Below are 21285 nucleotides of genomic sequence, written 5' to 3'. Positions count from 1 at the left end.
ATGTAGAAAGTAGCTGAACTTGCGCGCTTGTCGGCTCCTGCCGGTACGGGCAGCGCGACATATATTAGCTCAGTTTGAAGACCCACACAGGCTGATTGGTGAGCTGTTTCCGGACGGCTTCAGGAATGGATACGCTAGCGCCAGCACCCGACTTCTTCCATTTCAGGACGGGTTTGGCGCCCAGCAGCGTCAGGCTTTTTCCCGGTGCTATCGGCAGCGTTACGTTGGCAGGCAATTGGTTTTCCCCTTCGGCGGGCAGGTACGACACGTACTTTACGTTCCCTTTTTTGGTGAACGCCCATTTATCCTGGCGGTAGGGTGCCAGCGGCTTGGTTCCGTAAATCGACTCGCCATTCACGTCGATCCACTTTCCAATTTCGGCCAGACGGCTGTATGCTTCATCGTGCCAGTCTCCCTCGGGGCTGGGCGCTACGTTCAGCAGCAGGTTACCGTTTTTGGCCACGATGTCGACCAGAATCTGGACCAGCTTGCGCGACGATTTAAAGTTCTCTTTCGGGATGTACGACCAGCTGTCGCCCATCGTCATGCACGTCTCCCAGGGGATGGACATATAATGGTCCGGAATCTGGTGCTCGGGGGTTACATAGTTTTCAAACTCTCCGGTTACGGTCCGGTCCACCACCAGCAGACCCGGTTGCTTCTGCCGGGCTTCGCGCGCAATCCGGGCCATGTCGATGTCCTGATTGAACGGAATTGACCGCTGCCAGCTGATCGTCGAATCGATGGTATTGAACGGACGCACCCAGCCACCATCGAGCCAGAGGATGTCGACCTTACCGTAATCGCTCATCAGCTCCTGAATCTGGCCGTTGGTGAAATCAGCGAATTTCTTCCATTCTTCGGGGTATTTCTTCGGGTCGTAGTTGACGTTCCGGTCTTTGGCGGGCCAGTACGGTTTCCAGTAGCTGTCGATGTGCCAGTCGGGTTTCGAGAAATACGTACCAACCATGAAATCCTGCTTCCGGAAGGCATCCAGCACTTCCTTCGTCACGTTACTACGCGGGTTCTTGGCGAAGGCCGTTTTCGGATCGGTAATTTTGTAATCCGTCAGCTTCGTGTCGAACATGCAAAATCCGTCGTGGTGCTTGGTCGTGAAGACCATGTATTTCATACCCCCCTTTTTCGCGGCTTCGGCCCAACGTTCGGGATTGAATTTTACCGGGTTAAATTCGGTACGGATATTCTCGTAGGCCCGTTTGTAGTCGTTGTAGTTGGCGGAGTAGGGCCCCCGGCGTTCGCACCAGCCCTCGTCTTCGGGACAGAGCGACCAGGATTCAACGATGCCCCACTGGCTGTATGTACCCCAGTGCATGAGCAGACCAAATTTCTTATCCTGCCACTGGTCGAGTTTATCCTTCACCTGGGCATCTTTCGGCCAGACGTATTTGCTGTGATTCTGTTCGGAGTGTTGCTGACCGAGGCTAGGTAGGGCCAGTGTCAGGGCCGCCAGTAACGGTAGGTAGGTACGCTTCATAGAATTATGGGAAAATAGATCTCAAAAACAATCGCCGTTGGTTGTGTCCGGCTTCCTTCAGGAGCGCAGCACAACCAACGGCGATACTAGTATAGCCAGCGGTTACCGCTTCTCCGTCGAGAAGGAGTACGGGAAATCAGCAGGTTGCGTGCCCCGTTGTTTGTTCGGTTCATCAACCATTTTAAACTCCAGTTTACCACCCTGCATCAGTTCAGCGTGGCTCAACCAGTTTTTTTCGTAATTCTTGCCGTTCAGTTTCAGCTTCCCAACGTAACGATTCTGGGCGCTGTTATCCGGCGCGTTGATCACCAGCTTTTTGCCATTTTCCAGGCTCAACGTGGCTTTCTTGAACAAGGGTGTTCCTACAACGTACTGATCCGTTGCCGGACAGACGGGATAAAAACCCAGGGCCGAGAACACGTACCAAACGGATGTCTGGCCGTTGTCTTCATCGCCACAATAACCGTCGGGCGTGGGTTTGTACAGCCGATCCATGACATCGCGTACCCAGTATTGGCTTTTCCAGGGCTCACCCGCGAAGTTGTACAGGTAAGTCATGTGCTGGATTGGCTGGTTGCCGTGGGCGTAGTTCCCCATGTTCATGATCTGCATCTCACGGATTTCGTGAATCACCGACCCGTAGTAGGAATCATCAAAAATTGGCGGCACAACAAAGACCGAATCCAGCATACCCACGAATGCCTTGCGGCCACCCATCAGTCCAATCAGGCCCTCGACGTCGTGAAAAACCGACCAGGTGTAGTGCCAGCTGTTGCCTTCCGTAAACGCATCACCCCACTTGAAGGGATTGAACGGTTTCTGGAACTGACCGTCCTGGTTCTTGCCACGCATCAGTTTGTGCTCGGGATCGAACAGATTGCGGTAGTTCTGGCTGCGCTTGGCAAAACGATCAATCTCAGCTTGCGGACGTTTCAGCGCTTTGGCGAGTTGATAGATGGTGAAGTCGTCGTAGGCGTATTCCAGCGTGCGGGCTGCGTTCTCGTTGATTTTTACGTCGTAGGGAACGTAACCCAGTTTGTTGTAGTAGTCAACACCCGCCCGGCCCAGCGTGGATATGGGGCCCGCGTTTTCGGAGTTTTTCAACACTGCTTCGTAGAGCGTGTTGATATCATATCCCCGAGCGCCTTTCAGGTACGCATCGGCCACGATCGATGCCGAGTTCGACCCGATCATAACCGGCCGGTGACCCGGACTCGCCCACTCCGGCAGCCAGCCGCTTTCTTTGTACGTATTGACCAAACCTTCCTGAATGTGGCTGTTCAACGTTGGGTACATCATGTTCAGGAAGGGGAACAGTGCCCGGAACGTATCCCAAAAACCCGTATCCGTGAACATATATCCCGGCAGGGTCTGCCCATTGAACGGGCTGTAGTGGACAACCTTGTTGTTGGCGTCCATCTCGTAGAACTTACGCGGAAACTGTAACGAACGATACAGGCAGGAATAGAATGTCTGCATCTGCTCGACCGAGCCGCCTTCAACGGCCACCCGCTTCAGCTCGGTGTTCCAGGCCTGTTTCGCTTTTTCCTTGACGGTTTCGAAGTTATCGTTACCTATTTCACCCAGGTTCCGCTCGGCTTGCTCCAGACTAATGAACGATGAAGCCACCCGAGCCTGCACCTGCTCACCCTTGCGGGTCTTGAAACCAACGATGGCTCCGGCGTGGTTGTGGGTTAGCTCCATTTGCTGACTGGTGATCAGCGAATCACTCCAGACAGCCGTTCGGGCAAACGGCCGGTCGAACTGAATGACGAAGTAATTTTTGAAATTCTGGGGTACGCCACCACTGTTACGGGTCGTGTAGCCAACGATTTTGTTCTGACCCGGAACGATCTTCACGAACGACCCCTTATCAAAGGCGTCGATGATGACAAACGCGCTATCCGTTTGCGGAAAGGTAAACCGGAATCGGGCCGCCCGTTCGGTAGGAGCGATCTCGGTCGTTACGTCGTGATCGGCCAGATACACGCTGTAGTAATACGGCTTGGCCACTTCGGCCTTGTGCGAAAACCAGCTGGCCCGGTCGTCTTCTTTCGGGCGCAGTTTTCCCGTAATCGGCATAATGGAGAACTGACCGTAGTCGTTCATCCAGGGCGATGGCTGGTGCGTTTGTTTGAAACCGCGAATCTTATCGGCCGCGTAGGTATAGGCCCAGCCGCTTCCCATCTTACCAGTCTGGGGCATCCAGGTGTTCATGCCCCACGGCATCGTAATGGCCGGATACGTGTTACCGTTCGACAGACTGGGTTTTGAATCACTACCCATCAGCGGGTTCACCCATTCAACCGGATCATCGACCCGGTCGACCTGTTGCGCCTTCGTTTGAGACACGGAAGCCAGCAGGCCCGCGGCCAGTGTCATAGCGTTGAGAAATGAAATCTTCACTTGTTAGATAAATTAGGGGATTTGTTCGTATTCAAGCAGGTTTTGCAGGACGTAAGCCTGCGTACCGTAGAGTTTTGCCATTTCGCCCAGTTCAGATAATTCAATAGTCAGGTTGTCGCGGTAGTTGAGTAGACAATACTTGTCCAGAGCCTGCTCGATAGGCCGCGTGATGGCTTTTGCCGCTCGGGCCAGCACGCCATTTACGATGATCAGCTCTGGGTTGAATAAATGCACAGCCGTTGCCAGGCCGCGTCCCAGTTCACTACCGACGTCGCTCAGTAGATCAATGCAGAACGCATCGCCAACATTGGCCTTGGCGATAATCATTTCGATAGTCACTTTCTCAGGCCCTTCCTCGGCCAGCAGCGAGACCCGCCCCTCGGCGAGCCCCGCTTTGGCCCGCCGAATCAGCGACGACGCTGACGCCAGCGTTTCCAGACAGCCTACTTTACCACAAAAGCACAGGTCGCCGTCGGTCTTCATCTGAATGTGCCCCAGCTCCCCAGCGAAGCCCGCCGTTCCCTGCAAGATTTCACCGTTGATGATGACGCCCAGGCCAATTCCCCAATCGATATTGATGGACAATACGTGCTTTTTGCCCTGGGCCAGCCCAAAATGGTGTTCCCCCAGAATCGTCGCTTTTGTATCGTTGATAAAATAGATCGGCGCGTCGAACAGCGAGGCAATGAGCATACTCAACGACTGACCAGGCTGGCTCAACTCCGGATATGTGTGGTTCAGACTAAGCATTGGATTGACCAGCCCCGGCATGGTTGCCCCAATGCCGATAACCACCCGATCTTCCTGGTTGATATAGTCTGCCAGTTCCATTAGAGGTACGCGCAGATTATCGATTAGCTGCGGGGATTCGCCCAACTGCAAATTCAGGTCAATTCGGTGAACAACCTGATTTTTCAGGTTGAATACCATCAATTTGGTATCGTGTACGTTTACATCGATAACGATAGAAACGTAACAGTTGGGATTGAGCGCAAACAGGGAGGGTTTCCGCCCAAACTGAGCCGTTCCTGTACCGATTCCCCGAGCCCACTTCGACACATTCAACTCTTCGATCAGACCCGTAATGGACGGCACGCTACTATGCAGCATACTCGCCAACTGAGCAATTGTGCGCGATTCGGATCGGTAGAGTTCGGCAATAATATTCCGTTTAAGTTTGTTCTTCTTCGTGTCAATGACGGAGATGACAACATTATCCTGCATAGCAATTAGTTTGCTCCCCACTGCTCAAATCGCCATGATCTGTGTGCGGGGTATAGTGAAAAGGGCCAGGTTCTTGGTTATAACTCACTTCAATTCATTCGCAGGATCAGTTTATGAACTGTTGCCTACTCGTATTAGGTCAAGTACATCTTTTAAAAGACATTGAATGAGCAGCTTACTATCCGATACGCTGTCAATTCTTATTTTTCTTTGCAACCGGACTCGCTTTGGCGGACAAGCCTAATTTTTTCAGAACGAACTGGCCTACCTGTTCTCCCTGCCAAACACCTTGATCAATAGAATCCCGAAAGTGAATGCCGCCGTACAGCCGCGAAATGGCGGCTTCTCGAGCTGCGTGGGTGAACGATCGGTAGGTTCGGGCCGGTACGCCAAACTCTACTTCAATTGTATCTGTGTAGCCGATGGGTTCACTCGCTAGCGCCGTCAGTATAGTAGCCACTGCCTGTGACATGACGCTATGTCCGCTCGTATATTCAGGAAACGGCGGAGTTTGTAGCATTGGACGCCAGGCCCGGTCGATGTGCTGGTTGATGTAAGTTTCCGGCCGAATTCGGTCACTGTTGTATTTTTCGTCCCAGCAGGAAATAAACGCGTCAGCCATCGTTAGCCCTACCAGTGCGTGCCAGCGGATGGTTTCGGCTAACGACAGTTTTTGCTGCACGCTGATCAGGCTCGTGATTCCCATCCAGTGTCCACTGGGGGATATCTTTTTTGTCCCGAAACTGACATGCCCTTTCTGATTCAGGAAAAAGGGATTGCAGTCCCAGAAGTTAGCGATGTGGCGTTGATCTGCTGTCAGCGACAGACTGGTATCGTATACCTCTTTCGCCAGGCGATGAAACGGCGATCCTTTGTCTTCGCTGTACGCTACGGGGCGGGCTGGCCGAAACTGTTTGGCACTGTCAAGCAGAAACGGCCGTACAACCGCCCAATAGGGCTCGTAAGCTTCGGAATAGGCCGGAGGTGTTGGCTGCCACGAACCTGGTTTCTCGGATGGTGTGTATCTAACGTAGCCACTGGTTTTTACGTAGCCGTCTTTTGCTGCGTATTTCACTAGTTTCTTGACCAGACTATCGGCGTAGGCGCGGGACTGATCGAGCAAGGCGGGGCTTAGATGCCGTTTTTCACGACTATCGCTGATCAGTTGGTTACGGTATTCTTCCAGGATGTAACCCGACGGTAGTAGCTCCTCGCCCATTCGCAGCAGGATATACTGCGCTCCAAACTCAACATCGATTTTAGGGTCAGCATTTGTCGGCGCCGGGATCGTATAACCATGCAGTAGACCTGTCAGTGGTACGTAGCCTGCCGGTTTCTGCTGGCGATACATCAGTTCGTATGCGGCCAGGTTAGCATAAGCGTAGTAACGAGCGGCCCCGCAGGGACCGGTCACATCGGTTACCATAACGTCGGTCAGGTGCTTTAACGCTTTAGTATAGCCCACCGTTGCCGACGGTTCTTCTGGTGGGTTGGCAAACCCCTGGAGCGCCAGGCAATGAAGTAGAAAAAGCAGCCAGTACTGTTTCATCGTATAGTTTAGTTGCGCCGGTAAACCTGAATAGTTGCGTTGTTCCGACCAAACAAAATCTGTTGCTTAGCCCCTTCTCCAATGATTAGAACATCGCGTACGTCGCCCTTCACCGTAAATCCAGACTGGGCCTGAGGTACGTAGCTAAACTGACATTGACCATCATTATGGAAAACCTGGCCGTAATTGGCATCCATTTTCCCAATCTTAATGCGAGTACTTAATTGATTTCCTCCCAGCAGCAGGTCTTTCTTACCATCACCGTCCACGTCCAGGAAGCCAATGGCGTAGACGGGTGCGAACTGAGCCTCTACGGGTAATTCGTGCCAGTCAAAATTGCGGTTGCCTTTGTTTTCCAGGATTCCGGATGCGAACTGTGTTGCCTGTAGTGTATCGGCCAGCTTAAATTGTTCCGGGGTCAATATTTGACTTAAACTAGCTTCCGAGTACGCCTGATACGAGGTAAACTTCCGGCGTAGGGAATACATCTGATTCAACGCTTCATCCCGGGTAGCTAATGGATAATCTTTACCCTGAATGTAGTAGGTTACGAATGGATCGATAGACTCATTCTGATCAAAATCGCCGTAGGTTACTCGAATAGGCTCCTTTTCGGAGGGTTTCATCTGGCAGTTTTTACCAAAATTGCCCAATACCAGATCCTCATCACCGTCACCGTCCAAGTCAGCTTTTTCAATCCGATTCCACCAGCCAGCCTGACAGAACGAGTGAATGGGTGCCGCAACGGACGTTGAACGAGCGAATCCTTTTCCGTTACTATTCTTGAGTAGGGTTACGGGCATCCACTCGCCGACGAGGACGAGGTCTTCCCAGCTGTCTTTGTCCATGTCCAGCGCTACAGCGTCGGTAACCATCCCAATCTTGTTTAGGAACGGTGCCCATTGCGTAGTAGCATCCGTGAATTTGCCTTTGCCGTCATTGAGCAGAAGACGGCTACTGACAGGTTCCGGGTAACGACCGGGGATTACACGTCCACCGATAAACAGGTCTTTATCACCATCTTTGTCGACGTCGAGAGCAACAATACAGGCATCGCTGCTTCGGTCGGCGGGCAGCCCCTCAGCCGAGCGGGAAAAGTTACCTTTGCCGTCATTCAGGTAGAGTCGGTCCTGTAGTAGCAGATCGTCGGGCAGGTAAGCGTAACCGCCACTCACTACGTACAGATCCTGATCACCGTCACCATCAGCGTCGAAGAATAACGCGTCCGTATCTTCGCTCATTTTGTCTGCGGTAAACGTAGCCTGTTCATTAGGCTTCCAGCTTCCGTTAGCCTGACCTAAAAGCAGCGATCCCACTTGACCTTTCGCCCCAGGCACATACAGGTCGACAAACCCGTCGCCATTTACGTCAGCCTGCGCCATATGCGGTCCCTGGTTGGAAAGCATATTCGGCATCAGGGGCTGTCGTTTGAAATCGTTGTATACGTCCTCTTTGTGTCGATATAAAACGGAGTCTTTTTCAATCTCAGCAAAGAGCGGAGTGGGATCACTTATATATCTATACGTTTCTTTGGCATCCTTGGACCGTAAGATTAGCGGCTGGTCAACGTTCACATTTCGTAGCAGTTGCGTTTTGTTATCGGACCAGACCACGCGTACGCTGTCAATAGTCGTCTGCTTACCCAGACCGAAATGCAGAGGCACGTATGTACCCGACTGAAACCCACGCGAAGGCACAAACTCCTGATATTGCTGCATGCCCCCCGCATAAACCCAGACCTTTGCGTTGGTAGCCGACGTTGCGGAGCTTTCGCCCAACTGGACCGCCAGGTAGTGCTGTTTTGGATTATCGTTACGATAGATGGAGACCGGAACGTTAATGTTGTTGGTGATAATTTCCAGATCGCCATCGCCATCCAAATCGGCAGCAACGGCTCCATTCGAAAGCACCGCCTGATCAAATCCCCAATCCTTTACTTTATTGTCGAAGGTCAGTTTACCCGAATTGCGGAAGATGTAATTCTTTGTAGCCGTTGATGGCATCTGTTTCAGAATATCCATCATGGCCGTTGGATTCCCCTGCGATTCTTTGAGCCGGGCGTCCGCGTAATACTTCATGAAATCCATGTTTGTATAATCGCGGAGGTAGCCATTCGTGACAAACAGGTCTTTCCAGCCATCATTATCGAAATCGGCCACGAGTGGTGTCCAGCTCCAGTCGGTGTTAGAGATACCCGCCAACTGCCCGATTTCACTGAACGTCGGTACGTTAAGGCTACCAGTCCGTTGCCCCGTGTTCCCGTTATTTAGCTGTAGCATATTCCGCATCAGCTGATGCGAAAAACCGTTCCGCAGCATGTTCTGATACGTTTCGTAGTTCTCGGGACCGTAAAGCAGTTTCTGCCGTCGGTTATCCTCCGGCAGCATGTCGAGCGTAAAAATATCGGGCCAGCCATCGTTATTCATATCGACTACTTCGTTCCCCATGGAGAAGTAGCTTAGATGCCCAACAGCCTTGTCGAGCTGGTCGATGAAGTGTCCTTTGCCATCGTTCAGGTAGAGATAATCCTGTTCGATGTAATCGTTTGAGACGTAAAGATCCGGCCATCCATCGCGGTTAATGTCGGCCACGGCCACGCCCAGACCAAAGCCAATTGGATTACCTTTTATTCCAGCGGCTTCGCTCACATCGACAAACTTGTTGTTGTCGTTGCGGAAAAGTTTATCGCCGGCAAATTCATCGCGCATCGCTTTTGTCAGAGCCGCGTCGAATCGTTTAAAGTCTTTGATGTTGTGATTCAGGAGAAAGCAGTCCAGATCGCCATCTTTGTCATAATCGAAAAAGACTGCCTGGGTGCTGTAGGCGGGCGAATCTAACCCGTACTGAGCCGCTTGTTCACTAAAGGTCAGTTGCCCTTTTTTATTGAGATGATTATTAATGTACAGCCGATTCCGACGAATGTTGGTTTCACCATTCCCGGAGTAGCAAACGTAAATATCGAGCCACCCGTCACGATTGATGTCGACCAGCGTTACGCCAGTTTTCCAGCCAGGCCCTCTGCCAACACCTGACGAAGATGATACGTCCGTAAAGTGCAGATTACCGTCATTGAGATACAGCCGGTCAGGCATCATATTGCCCGTAAAGTAGAGGTCAGGCTTTCCGTCGTTATTCAGATCCCCAACGGCCACTCCACCACCATTGTAAAAATACTCGTACGCCAATACGTTCTGCTCCTCTGTTTCGACCAGTTTGTTGGTAAACAGAATTCCCGTCTGCTCAGTAGTGAGCCGTGTAAATTGAGCCGCTGCTCCAATCGGTACCAGGCAGACCGTCAGGCCCAATAGCCAGATCAGGCTTCGAAGCGGATGATGTGAATAATTGACGATACGCATCAATAAAGAGTTACGGGTTAATGAACCGTTGTAGAGAACCGTTCATTAACCCGTAATTTACGTAGATTAACTATGGACCTTACTGCTTATCCCACCAGATGCGAGTCGTGAACAGATCAGGACCCTGCTGAGCAACAGCCGCATTATACTGATTTGCGTTCTTGCTACCTTCCGTTGACGGATACCGTAACCGACGAGGAATAACACCACCTGTTTCGTTACCCACGTAGTTCGTTGGGGTCAGGACAGGATATCCTGTCCGGCGCCAGTTGGCATACGCTTCGTACGAGTTCAGGAAGTTAACCGCCCAGTATTGCGTCCCAATTTGCTCCATCTGCTGAGCCATCGTACCCGTAGACAGGTAAGGATGAGCCGTCAGGTATGTGGTAATCGCAGCAGAAGTGATTGATCCGCCAAACAATGACATCATGTCCATAGCAGCCGTTACGCCCTTATTGTAGTGCGAAGCGGCCTGACCATCACCCCAGCCACGTAGCGCGGCTTCGGCTAACAGGTACTCAACTTCAGCGTAGCTCTGGAAAACCGTCGGTGCCGAATTGCTGGCAATTTTATTCAGGTTAGCCTCAGAGTACAGCGACAGTGAATCTGTTGTTCCCCAGCCAGAGACAGCCGTACGGATGGTTTGCGCGTCGTAGCCGTTCGGCAGACCTTTCTGTTTCGAAGGATCTGTAGCCGATGACTCCTGTGCTGGGTTAGCATTTCCCTGCCACAGCGTAGCGATGTACGGCATCCGTGGGTCGTTGTTGCTCTTCAGGAAGTTAACGAACGTCCGGCTCAGTTTGCTGTTAGCCTTACCTTTCAGGTTGGCCGCGTCGTATTCCTGCGTACGTAACGTATTACCGTCCAGGTTCCGGGTGTTGTCGTTCCCTTCAGCGTGTACGATCTTCGCGATATCCGAGTTGCTCGTCATCACGCCACCAGCAATGGCTTTCTTCACGTAGGTTTGCGCCTTAGCCGCATCTACTTTCGTCAGGCGCATGCCCAACCGCAGCATCATCGAGTACGCAAACTTCTTCCACTTGGTCAGATCTCCCGCGTAGATAACATCAGCCGTACCGTAGCCGGTTTTGTTCGCATCCAGTGCCGCAGCTGCCAGATCCAGCTCATTCAGCATGTCAGCGTAGATATCTTGCTGCTTATCGTATTTCGGCGTGTAGACATTATTCAGGTAGCCTTTGCCAGCTTCCGAATAAGGAACATCTCCGTACAGATCCGTAATCCGGTGGTACACGAACACCCGCCAGATACGAGCTACGTTATACAGGTTCGATTGCGTAGCATCGTCTTTCGTCAGCGCAATAATCTGCTCTACGTTTTTCACGTGTTCGCCATACGCTGTTTCGAAATACGCGTTCGAATACTCTGAGTTGTACAGGTACTTATCGCCTGACCAATAGGTCTGCAGCGACGCGAAGTGCTGTACCATAGCCCCAGCATAAATCAGGTTACCCCGGTGATTCTCATACCCCGTACCCGCCGTTTTCACGATACTGTACGATAGCAGGTTTGGAATGACAGGTGCCGTCAACGCGTTAGGGTTCGTATTGAGTTCTTCAAACCCCTTGTCGCAGGACGACAGCATCAGCCCGGCCGTCAGGACGGTTGCCAGTGCAGGAAGTCTATTTTTCTTAAAGAAACGTAACATAGTTAAGTCGTTAAAAGCGGTGAGTTAGAAACGAATATTCAGGTTCAGACCGTAGCTACGAGCTGGTGGGACACCAAACATTTCTAAACCCTGTGCATTACCACTGTTGAAGTTCGATTCTGGATCAACGTTTGGCACTTTGCTGTACAGAATCAGCAGGTTACGTGCCACCAGCGACAGGCTGGCAGCCTGGATTGGCGTTTTACCCAGGATTGACCGGGGCAGATTGTAACCCAGTGTGAACTGACGCAGTTTCACGAAGCTACCATCATATACGAAGTTTTCGGTGATGTTCCGGTAAGCGCTCGAACCGTAGTAGTTCTGTGCCGTCAGGGTGCGGGTGAACGCGTCGCCGTTCTGTGTTACGCCGGTTACTGTTACGCCATTTTCCCGTCCGTCCAGCGTCAGTTTAGTCAGACCATTAGCTGTTGCGTAGTAGTTGGTAGCACTGTATAGTTTCGACCCGAATTTGCCGTCTAACAAGAAACTAAACGAAAAATTCTTGTAGTTCAGTGTGTTCGTCAGACCCATCGTGAGCGGTGGAACACCACGGCCCAGCGGCTGCAACGCACTCTGAATTGGCAGACCCGTTGCCGAGTTGTACACGACGTTGCCGTTGGCATCGCGCAGCGCGCGGTAACCCGTGATCATACCATAAGGCTGACCGGTATAGTGATAGATATACGCACTCCGGGTACGTGATTCGTCAACCTGGAAAGTTGTCAGGTCGTCCGTGATTCTAACCACCCGGTTGTCGTTGTAAGCCATGTTGTAAGCAACATCCCAGGTAAAGCCGTTCGCTTTCTTGATGGGCGTGCCCGTCAGCAACAGCTCAATACCTTTGTTTACTACTTTACCAACGTTCAGCAGTACGCTGCCATAGCTACTTGCCGACGAAGTCGACGCGGTAACAGCATCATTCGTTGTTGTCCGGTTGTACAACGTCAGGTCAACACCCAGTTTGTTGTTGAACAGTTTCGTTTCGAAACCAACCTCCGTCGTTGTCGACGTATTGGGTTGCAGCAGCGAGTTCGGAATCGTACCACCGTTGATCGACATCAGCGCGATATCGCCAACGTAGTTGTTGGTCTGCAGGTTGTACGTCAGGTTCAGGGCGTATGGGTTTGGATAACCACCACCTACCTGAGCAACCGAAGCCCGTACTTTACCGTAGTTAAACCAGTTAGGACGGCTGTCTAATACGTCAGAGAACACGAAGCTCAAACCAGCTGATGGATAGAACAGGCTATTGTTTGCTTTAGCCAGCGTCGAGAACCAATCCTGGCGACCGGTCAGCGTCAGGAACAGCACGTTTTTATAACCAATATCAGCCGATCCAAATACCGAGTTGATACCTAGCGAGTTATAGCCGTAGCTTGGTGTTTTCGTTACCGTGTTATCCAGGTAGTAGTTGAATGGTACAACGAAATACTGACCATTGTAACCCATATTTTCCGTAGCACGACGCATCTGGTTACCGCCAACCAGGGCGTTTACCGAAATCGGACCGAAATCTTTGTTGAAACCAAGAATCAGTTCTGAGTTGGTTTCACCGATCTGCGTATTTGACCGGCCCATCGATCCCCGCGTGTTGTACGCCAGACCCGTTGGTTCAATGTTCAGGAACTTCGTGTAGTTGTAGTCCGTACCAATCCGACCGCGCAGGTACAGGAAGTCCGTGATGTTGTAGCGCAGCGAGAACTGACCGATGAAACGGTTCCGCACGTCACTATTCTGTACTTTGTTGATGACGAAATATGGGTTCTGCGAGTACTGGTTACTGTTCCACAGTACTTCGTAACCACGGCTATCATAACCTGGATCCAGCGTCCGGATATCGACCGTATTGGCGATCAGCTGGGCACCATAGTTTGGGTTTTTCGGCGTATCCGACAGGAAAGTCCGGTTTGTACCTGTTTCAACGTTGTACTGAGCAACGCCTTCGAATACGACTTTCTTCGCCAGTGTTGCGTTAGCGCTCAGGTTAAACGACTTCCGGTTAAAACCAGAGTTTGGCACGACGCTCTTCGAGTTCAGATCCGACGCCGAGAAACGGAACGCTGCCGACTCATTACCACCCGATACAGCAACCGTGTTAGTAAACGTGCTACCTACGTTGTAGAAGTTTTTAATGTTGTTGCGCTGCGCTACGTATGGACGAGACACCCCGTCAAACTGAATAACATTAGTACCATCAATTTTGGCACCCCACGACTGAGCACCCGTCTGGATCGCTTCGGCCTGCGTTGTTGGCTTAGCTCCCTGCGTACCCTGGCCGTATTCATACTGCCAGTCGTTCAGTGAGAAAGGCTGGTCCATCGTATAGGTACCGTTGTATTCAACGCCAATACCTTTCTGTCCTTTACCCGATTTGGTCGTGATCAGAATAACCCCGTTCGACGCGCGCGAACCGTACAGAGCAGCAGCCGTACCACCTTTCAGTACCGACATCGTTTCGATATCGTCTGGGTTGATACTATTCAGACCGTCACCGGAGTCGGTTCCGCCCCACATACCCGCCGAGTTCACGTTGGTATTGTCGATGGGTACTCCATTCACAACGTACAGCGGTTGGTTGTTACCGCTCAACGAACCGTTACCCCGGATGATAACCCGGCTCGAACCGCCAGGTCCCGTTGCGGTGCTGGTTGCGTTCAAACCAGCAACCCGGCCTGATAACGCGTTACCCAGGTTGATTTCCCGAGCTTTGATCAGGTCGCTCCCTTTAACTTCTGATACGGCGTAACCCAACGCCTTTTTATCTTTGGCAATACCAAGCGCCGTCACGACGACTTCGTCCAGCGTTTTATCGCTAACCGCCAGGGTTACGTTGATGGTGGTTTGATCACCCACGGTAACTTCTTTGGACGTGAAGCCCAACGACTGGATAACTAATACGCTGCCTTTATCGGCACTGATTGAGTATTGACCATCGGCATCGGTTACGGTACCTTTATTGGTTCCTTTGATCAATACGTTAGCACCCGGAATCGGTGCATTAGCGTTTTCCGAAACCTTACCCTGAATGGTTACCTGCTGTGCCATGGCAACGCAGCAACTCAAACAGAAGAAGGCAACAAACAAGGTAAACTTGTTTCTACATTGTCTCATTGTTCTTTAGGTTATGTTAGATATACAACGCACGGTACAAAGCCAATTGGCCCAGTACACACTCTTTTGCCTCCCGGCGTATCGTTAGTCGATGACTTGTCTTTTGTGTTTACTTATTCCTCTACCGCTGAGTCAACAAATGAGTTAAATTACTCACTATTTCTGCCTTGAGCTTTTAGCCTATTAAGACTAATATTTCAATCGTTGAGTAGTCTAATTGTATCTATATAGCTTTTATTTCGCCTATACGCTCTTTAGCTTGAATATGCAAGAATTATTAAATGAAATAATTCGATATTCTTTGGTTTAGCTAAATGTTAAAGCAAATATATTCTTTGTTCTTAAAAAATTTTAAAATCGAATCGATCTGGATCGTTTTTTTTCATTTTCCAGGAATAGTACTGTTAATTAATTATTAATTATAATGCGTTTGAATGCAGCCTGAAACGACTGACTATAGAAATGGTAGAAAGGCTATAATCTGTATGGATTAATGGAGAAACATGTAAGTAATATTACTACAAGCCACCAGCCCGATAAGAAGCGATAAAACAAGAAAGTTCTGCTTAGTAAAATTACTTAGCGTGCTGATTTAATAAGAGTACAAGTTTGTAATCGACGCTATTCCAGAGTTGCTGAAGGGTTGGCGGAACTGGAACGGGGGAATACGAAAACTGACCCAAGATCAGATCCATATCGCCGTCGTTATCCACATCGGCTTTCTCCAGCGTCAGCGACTTGATAGGAACCGCCGTTTTGGCAACGTGTGCGATAAAGCGAAACTTCTTTTCGTTTTTGTTCTCCAGATACACAAAACTCTCGGCAGCTAACGTAGTCAGCTCTGGAAAGAATGCCGAAACCGCAAAGTCAATATCGCCGTCCTGATCAAAATCATCAGCCTGGAGCCGGGTTGCTCCATAGATTGGGTAAAAGAACACGTCCTTGTACGTCTGATTTTTGCTCCCTAGAAACAGGTGTAAGCCATGATATGGCTTCAAACAGTAGGAGTAATCCGCATTATCTCCGTGAACAACAGCGATGTCATCAATTCCATCATGATTATAATCCAGTACGATAAAATCACTGGTACCGTACTGGGGCTCGAATTGAAGTACTTTCTTCGGCGTGAATTGCAGGTTTCCAGTCTGGTAAAAAACGTAGACAGCTTCCAGATTCTGGGCGAACAGCGCAACAATATCCTTTAGATTGTCGCCGTTCATGTCCCGCACGTAAAACTTAACGGCTCCCGGCACGTTGAGCAGAATCGTCTCGGTATAAGCCGAATCTGCCCCCTCCTGCTTCGTATAGAACGATAGCGATCCCGACCGGTGTCCGTAATTGGCCATGATTAGCTCCGGCCTGCCGTCATCATTCAAATCTGACTGCAAGGAATAAACGGGGCGATGAAGCTGCTTTCGAACGGGTAGCAGTGTAGCGGCTTTCAGAAAAGACAAGTTTCCCTTTGATGAATCAGATGGTAGCAACGTACCAACATCCGTTAGTAAGGTACCTGTTGAGCCGGGCTTTATATCAACAACAGTACCTGGCATAGTAAGCGTTTGTGTCAAACCCTGCTTCCAGTTCCATTGGTACATCCTTTCCGGCTCCGCGACCCACAACTGCCGGTGCGTTGTATCGTAAGCGATAGCCGTAACGGATGAACCTACTTGATTACCAAATGCCACCAGCTTTACGTTAAACTGATTAAGCGAGCGATCCCGGTTTTGCCGGGCTGAATCTATCGGTAGGCTGGTCGGCGCATTCTTCAGGTAATAATTAACCAGCCTTTCCCAGGCCTGCTCATCAATAACTGGCTCTTCCGGATAGATGTGTTGCTCTTTAAGTGAAGCGACCTCCTGCGGGTTCAGTTTATTGTATGGATCATACCCCATGTACGATACGCCCAGGTAGCGTCCCATAATAGGCAGTACGTTTAGCTGCCAGATGTATTTAGTCAGACTTTTCGGGTCGGGCGTTAAATGACAGGTACTACAGTACTGGTTCGCCAGTTGTTGACCATCATCTACGGTACCGCTCGTAAAAGACAGAGAACCGACCAGCACGAATGCCAGCCAGATCAAATATTTACCTCGTTTCATATCCCCTCTACCGAAAATAGCAGTGGGTACAGCTTTGTTAGCAGCGTTGGTTGTCGCTGCGAACAGGCCGTACCCACTGGTCTGTTTTACTAACTACTTTATTTTTTCACTGAATCCTGAGTCGACAGTGACCAGCTATTATCAAAAAAGCCGGCTGTAAGCACGCCATCAATGCCTTTTTGTAGCATATCCGTTCGGAAAAGCATAAAATCGGGGAAACCGCTACCACCCGCAAAGTATTGATTCGCGTCGGCGGCTTTCATACCCGAAAGACCCGTCCCCGTAATCACCGCGACCGACGCCGTTTGACTATCGGGGCGGGGCCAGACGAAATAGGCGCCCAGGTCATCGCCCGAATGACGTTCTTTTCCCATAACGACTTCTCCACGTCGGACCTGAATCGGACAGGTTGCCAGCAAATAATTCCAGGCTTTATTGGTCGTTGCGTTTCCGTAGAGCACAACACCCCGATCCGTATACTTCTTTGGATCAAACGCTCTGTCGCTAATTATGTCGACAGCGCCGTTTCCCCGATAGTACCAGGTTTCGGCATCGTACCGGGCTTTATTCTCCGCCCAGTCATTTTCGTCAGCATTGCCGGACGTTGCATACACAAACACCATCCGCTTGTTGAATGGCTCCTTAAACGTTCCATTCCGGTGTTTCCCCTTTTGCCCTGGAGTCGGCTTTGTTCCAGGTTCCCACTGAGCGTCACGTGTCAGATAAATAGTTTCGTTCGAAGCTTTCACCGGGTATTGAACAGCTTTCAGACTGTCGAGCGTAATAGTGACCGTTTCGCCAGGCTCAAAATCGCTCAGGTCCAGTGATAACAAGCCAACGTTTTCGGTTTTCCCCGTGATTACTCGATTAGCCTTGTCTCGTTTGAGCTGTATCCGACTGAATTGCAGCGGATGCTGCTGCTGCTCAATTGTAGCCCAGCGCATCGTGGCCGAAATAGCGGGGTTCGCCGTTTTGAAGTCAATAGTACTGACAGCGCTATCGCGGGGAATTTTGTGCCACCGGAAGTAATCGAAGATAGGTTGCCAGTCCACGCTGTGATCACCGTACCAGTGTGAACCTCCGGGATACTCGTAATGCGTAAAGTCAGGGTGAAACGTACCGAGCAGCTGCCGCATCTGCCGGGCGTATTCGACGGACACTGTCCGATCGGCATCACCGTGCAGGATGTAGACGCCCAGCGGTTTGTAGTTGGACGCTAACGCCAATACGTTGCTTGGATTGCTGGCCCGGAGCAGTAAGCGCTCCATATCGGTGCCGCCCGTTTCCGGAATTTTGCCGTCGTGGGAGCCATAGGCCGCCAGACTTGGATAACCCGCACAGGGCGCAATAGCCGCCCAGTTGCCGGGAAACGTAGCACCCAGGTACCAGGTACCATGGCCACCCATTGAATGCCCGGTCAAATAGACTCGCTCCGGGTCGGGTTTGAACTGCTTTTTCGCCAGACCGAATACTTCCAGCGCATCCAGCCGTCCCCAGTCCTCCCAGTTGAAGCCGCGTGGCCGCCGGTTGGTGGGCGTCACGACAACACCCCAGTCTTTGGGTTTGTAGGCCCGCGCCTGGTTGATGGCTTCGACACCGGCACCGTGTACCGACAGAAAGAGAGCGGGTGCTTTGCCATCGGCGTTACGTTGGGGCGCTACGGAGAAATACTGGACGCTCCCATCAATATCACTGATGAACGTCTGACTATACTGCTGTTCCGGCCGCCCAACGGACAGGCTTACTTCACCGGCATCCAGCATTTTCCCAGCCTGCATCAGCTGAAGCTGAGCCGCCACTTTGTCTACCTGTTGCACTCCCGACGCGTCCAGCCGGAAACCAACCTTGCGTGTCGTCATGGCGGGTACCGTAGGTAAGTCCGTCACCACCGTTTTTCCGGCTAGTTGGCTCCGTATTTGAAGGTTAGCCAGTGGTTTGGTTGACGTATTGATCACGACGACAGCCCCCCAGATCGATTCGGTCGTCTGACCCGGCACGATACTGGGCAGCGTTGGGTCTTCGGTATTAAGCGTAACAGGTTTGTCAGGAAAAATCAGCTCGGCATTGATCCCTTGATATCGCACCGAAGCCGACGTACGAACCAGTAATTCGTTTTCCCCTTTACGCAGCTTGACAGGAATGTATAGCCAGCCACTGGCGTATGGATCACCGAAGTGCGGCACTCCATTAACGTAAGCCATGGTATGACCGGTAGCGTGTAGCAGAGCAACCTGATCCTTCGATGACTGATACGTCAGGTACAGATAGCCGTTTCCTAGCATCCCTTCTTTAAACTGCCCCTTTTCGCTGGCGGCCACAGGCGTCCAGGTTAGTTTGGTCAGTTCACCCGGCGCAACGGATTTACCGGCTACGGGTTTGGGTAGTTGGTTTTGAATTAGGGAATAGGCGAGTTGGTCCGTATACAACGCTTCCCGACCGTATTGATGGCAGGGACCGGCTACCAGCCCCTGCGTAAACGAATGGCGCTGCTGCGCCCGGACTTGCATTGTCCAGCACAGCAGCGCGATCAGCCATACGAATTGTTTTTTCATTCCTACGTAAGCAAATAACAGGCTTATTTCGATGCCGTAGCTTCCGTCGGCATCTGGTACTGAAAGTTACCGTTGATAGGCGCGCCAAAGTAGTTGACTTTCAGTAGATCGAGCCGCTTTTTGTGTACGTCGAGCCGCTTTTTGAAGTCGTCTACGTTCTTGCGTTCTTTTGGCGTCCAGCCCACCTCGGCCAGCGCAATAGCCCGTGGCCATACCATGTACTCAACATACTCGGGTGTCCGCATGTATTCGGTCCAGACGTTACCCTGCACACCAATGATGTGTTTGGCTTCTTCAGCACTCAGACTATCGGGCGTTGGTTCGTAGGAGTATGACTCTTCGACTGGGGTCAGTCCACCGATGGCAATTGGTTGCCCTTTTGGATCAGTCTGGTAGTGATCCAGGTAGCAGAAGTTGCCCGGCGTCATAATGGCATCATGCTTCTGACGGGCAGCCGCAATGCCCCCCTCAGTACCGCGCCAGCTCATCACCGTCGCGTTTGGCGATAGACCGCCTTCCAGAATCTCGTCCCAGCCGATCATCTTACGGCCTTTGCCGGTGATAAACTTATCGATGCGCTGGATGAAATAGCTCTGTAGTTCGTGCTCGTCTTTCAGACCGTTCTTTTTCATCAGGTCCTGGCAGAAACGGCTTTCTTTCCACTGCACTTTGGGGCACTCATCACCACCAATGTGAATGTACTGGCTGGGGAACAACTCCATCACTTCCGTCAGAACATCCTGCAAAAACGCGAATGTCTCTTCGCGGGGGAACAGGACGTCCTCGAACACACCCCATTTCGTCGCTACTGGAACAATCTTATCCGTGTTGCTACCAAACTGTGGGTAACCCGCTAGAATCGCCATCGAGTGGCCCGGCATTTCGATTTCGGGAATAACCGTTACAAAATGGTCCTGCGCGTATTTAACCACCTCGCGAACTTCATCCTGGGTGTAGAAACCGCCATACGGTTTGCCGTCGTACTTGTTGTCTTTGTACCGGCCAGCCATTGTTTCTTTCCGCTGCGAACCGACCTGGGTCAGCAGAGGGTATTTCTTGATCTCAATCCGCCAGCCCTGGTCTTCGGTCAGGTGCCAGTGAAAGGTGTTCTGCTTGTGCAGCGCAATCAGATCAATGTATTTTTTGATAAAGCTAACGGGGAAGAAGTGCCGACCCACGTCCAGGTGCAGTCCCCGATACGCGTAGCGAGGCTGGTCTTCAACCGTGCAGCAGGGCACCGACCAATCCACGCCCGCAACCGCCGTAGGGCTGAAGATTTCGGCCGGCATCAGTTGCAGCAGCGACTGTACGCCGTAGAAAGCGCCTTTAGGCTGAGCGAACGTAATGGTAATCTGCTTGGGCGTTACCTTCAGACCGTATCCTTCTGCTCCCAGCTTTTCGCTTTTCGCCGAGGTGAAATAAATGGATTGCCCTGACGCTTTTCCCGTCTTGATTTGTGGACGAGTACCCGTAGCGGCAGCAATCCGATCAGCGAGTTGCGTCGCTACCCGCCGAACGTCGGCGTTTTCTTTATCAAGAACCAGAGTTACGTCACTGGCGAGTTTAAAGGTGCCTTTTTGTTCGACCAGTTTGGCCGGTTTAGGCAGAATTGCGTAGGTCGCAGTCTGAGCATGCGCCAGTTGAGCTAGCAGCAACAGACAGCCAAGGATTAGTTTTTTCATGCGTTTTTAAAGGGCATCTGGTTTCAAAGTCAAAAGGTACGAGTTAATTTTTAAATTTTTTTAATAATACCTGCTAGACAATCGTTTTTGGGCTACTTTTGGTAGCAGAACCAAACTTATTGGCGATCGACTAGCCGCTGACAGC

The 21285-nt window shown here is 51.1% G+C and carries 10 protein-coding genes; all 10 read right to left on the bottom strand.

The features are described 5' to 3' along the window. Positions 1 to 64 precede the first annotated feature (64 nt). The 10 genes from ACYVAD_RS14520 to ACYVAD_RS14475 all read right to left on the bottom strand — a co-directional run bounded on the left by ACYVAD_RS14520 (position 65) and on the right by ACYVAD_RS14475 (position 21140). Positions 65 to 1495, bottom strand: a complete 1431-nt coding sequence (locus tag ACYVAD_RS14520; RefSeq protein WP_461140223.1) for an alpha-L-fucosidase — start codon at positions 1493 to 1495, stop codon at positions 65 to 67. 102 nt (positions 1496 to 1597) lie between these two features. Continuing rightward, complete coding sequence (locus ACYVAD_RS14515; RefSeq protein ID WP_461140260.1) at positions 1598 to 3877, bottom strand: GH92 family glycosyl hydrolase; 2280 nt, start codon at positions 3875 to 3877, stop codon at positions 1598 to 1600. A gap of 36 nt (positions 3878 to 3913) precedes the next feature. After that, positions 3914 to 5125, bottom strand: a complete 1212-nt coding sequence (locus ACYVAD_RS14510) for an ROK family protein (protein ID WP_461140222.1) — start codon at positions 5123 to 5125, stop codon at positions 3914 to 3916. Positions 5126 to 5318: 193 nt separating this feature from the next. Continuing rightward, positions 5319 to 6674 (bottom strand): vanadium-dependent haloperoxidase, encoded by a 1356-nt coding sequence (locus ACYVAD_RS14505; protein ID WP_461140221.1) that lies wholly within the window; start codon positions 6672 to 6674, stop codon positions 5319 to 5321. An 8-nt stretch (positions 6675 to 6682) separates the two neighbouring features. After that, positions 6683 to 10030, bottom strand: a complete 3348-nt coding sequence (locus ACYVAD_RS14500) for a VCBS repeat-containing protein (protein ID WP_461140220.1) — start codon at positions 10028 to 10030, stop codon at positions 6683 to 6685. A gap of 79 nt (positions 10031 to 10109) precedes the next feature. Further along, entirely contained in the window at positions 10110 to 11696 is a 1587-nt protein-coding gene (locus ACYVAD_RS14495; protein ID WP_461140219.1) for a SusD/RagB family nutrient-binding outer membrane lipoprotein, read from the bottom strand. Between the two features lie 24 nt (positions 11697 to 11720). Next, complete coding sequence (locus ACYVAD_RS14490) at positions 11721 to 14741, bottom strand: SusC/RagA family TonB-linked outer membrane protein (protein WP_461140218.1); 3021 nt, start codon at positions 14739 to 14741, stop codon at positions 11721 to 11723. Positions 14742 to 15382: 641 nt separating this feature from the next. Beyond that, positions 15383 to 16906 (bottom strand): FG-GAP repeat domain-containing protein, encoded by a 1524-nt coding sequence (locus ACYVAD_RS14485; RefSeq protein ID WP_461140217.1) that lies wholly within the window; start codon positions 16904 to 16906, stop codon positions 15383 to 15385. Positions 16907 to 17004: 98 nt separating this feature from the next. Next, a complete protein-coding gene (locus ACYVAD_RS14480; RefSeq protein WP_461140216.1) occupies positions 17005 to 19458 on the bottom strand; it encodes a carboxylesterase family protein in 2454 nt (817 codons plus the stop codon). Positions 19459 to 19481: 23 nt separating this feature from the next. Next, positions 19482 to 21140: a beta-N-acetylhexosaminidase gene (locus ACYVAD_RS14475; protein ID WP_461140215.1), complete on the bottom strand. Its 1659-nt coding sequence runs from the start codon at positions 21138 to 21140 to the stop codon at positions 19482 to 19484. Positions 21141 to 21285: the final 145 nt, after the last annotated feature.

This window comes from Spirosoma pomorum, from assembly GCF_054776615.1.
Note: the sequence above shows the minus strand (reverse complement) of the source record. Positions and strands in the feature narration are given on the sequence as shown.

Bases quoted from the DNA above. Each gene is read 5' to 3' on its own strand.
- ACYVAD_RS14520 (WP_461140223.1), bottom strand. From the start codon at position 1,495: ATGAAGCGTACCTACCTACCGTTACTGGCGGCCCTGACACTGGCCCTA.
- ACYVAD_RS14515 (WP_461140260.1), bottom strand. From the start codon at position 3,877: ATGACACTGGCCGCGGGCCTGCTGGCTTCCGTGTCTCAAACGAAGGCG.
- ACYVAD_RS14510 (WP_461140222.1), bottom strand. From the start codon at position 5,125: ATGCAGGATAATGTTGTCATCTCCGTCATTGACACGAAGAAGAACAAA.
- ACYVAD_RS14505 (WP_461140221.1), bottom strand. From the start codon at position 6,674: ATGAAACAGTACTGGCTGCTTTTTCTACTTCATTGCCTGGCGCTCCAG.
- ACYVAD_RS14500 (WP_461140220.1), bottom strand. From the start codon at position 10,030: ATGCGTATCGTCAATTATTCACATCATCCGCTTCGAAGCCTGATCTGG.
- ACYVAD_RS14495 (WP_461140219.1), bottom strand. From the start codon at position 11,696: ATGTTACGTTTCTTTAAGAAAAATAGACTTCCTGCACTGGCAACCGTC.
- ACYVAD_RS14490 (WP_461140218.1), bottom strand. From the start codon at position 14,741: ATGGCACAGCAGGTAACCATTCAGGGTAAGGTTTCGGAAAACGCTAAT.
- ACYVAD_RS14485 (WP_461140217.1), bottom strand. From the start codon at position 16,906: ATGAAACGAGGTAAATATTTGATCTGGCTGGCATTCGTGCTGGTCGGT.
- ACYVAD_RS14480 (WP_461140216.1), bottom strand. From the start codon at position 19,458: ATGAAAAAACAATTCGTATGGCTGATCGCGCTGCTGTGCTGGACAATG.
- ACYVAD_RS14475 (WP_461140215.1), bottom strand. From the start codon at position 21,140: ATGAAAAAACTAATCCTTGGCTGTCTGTTGCTGCTAGCTCAACTGGCG.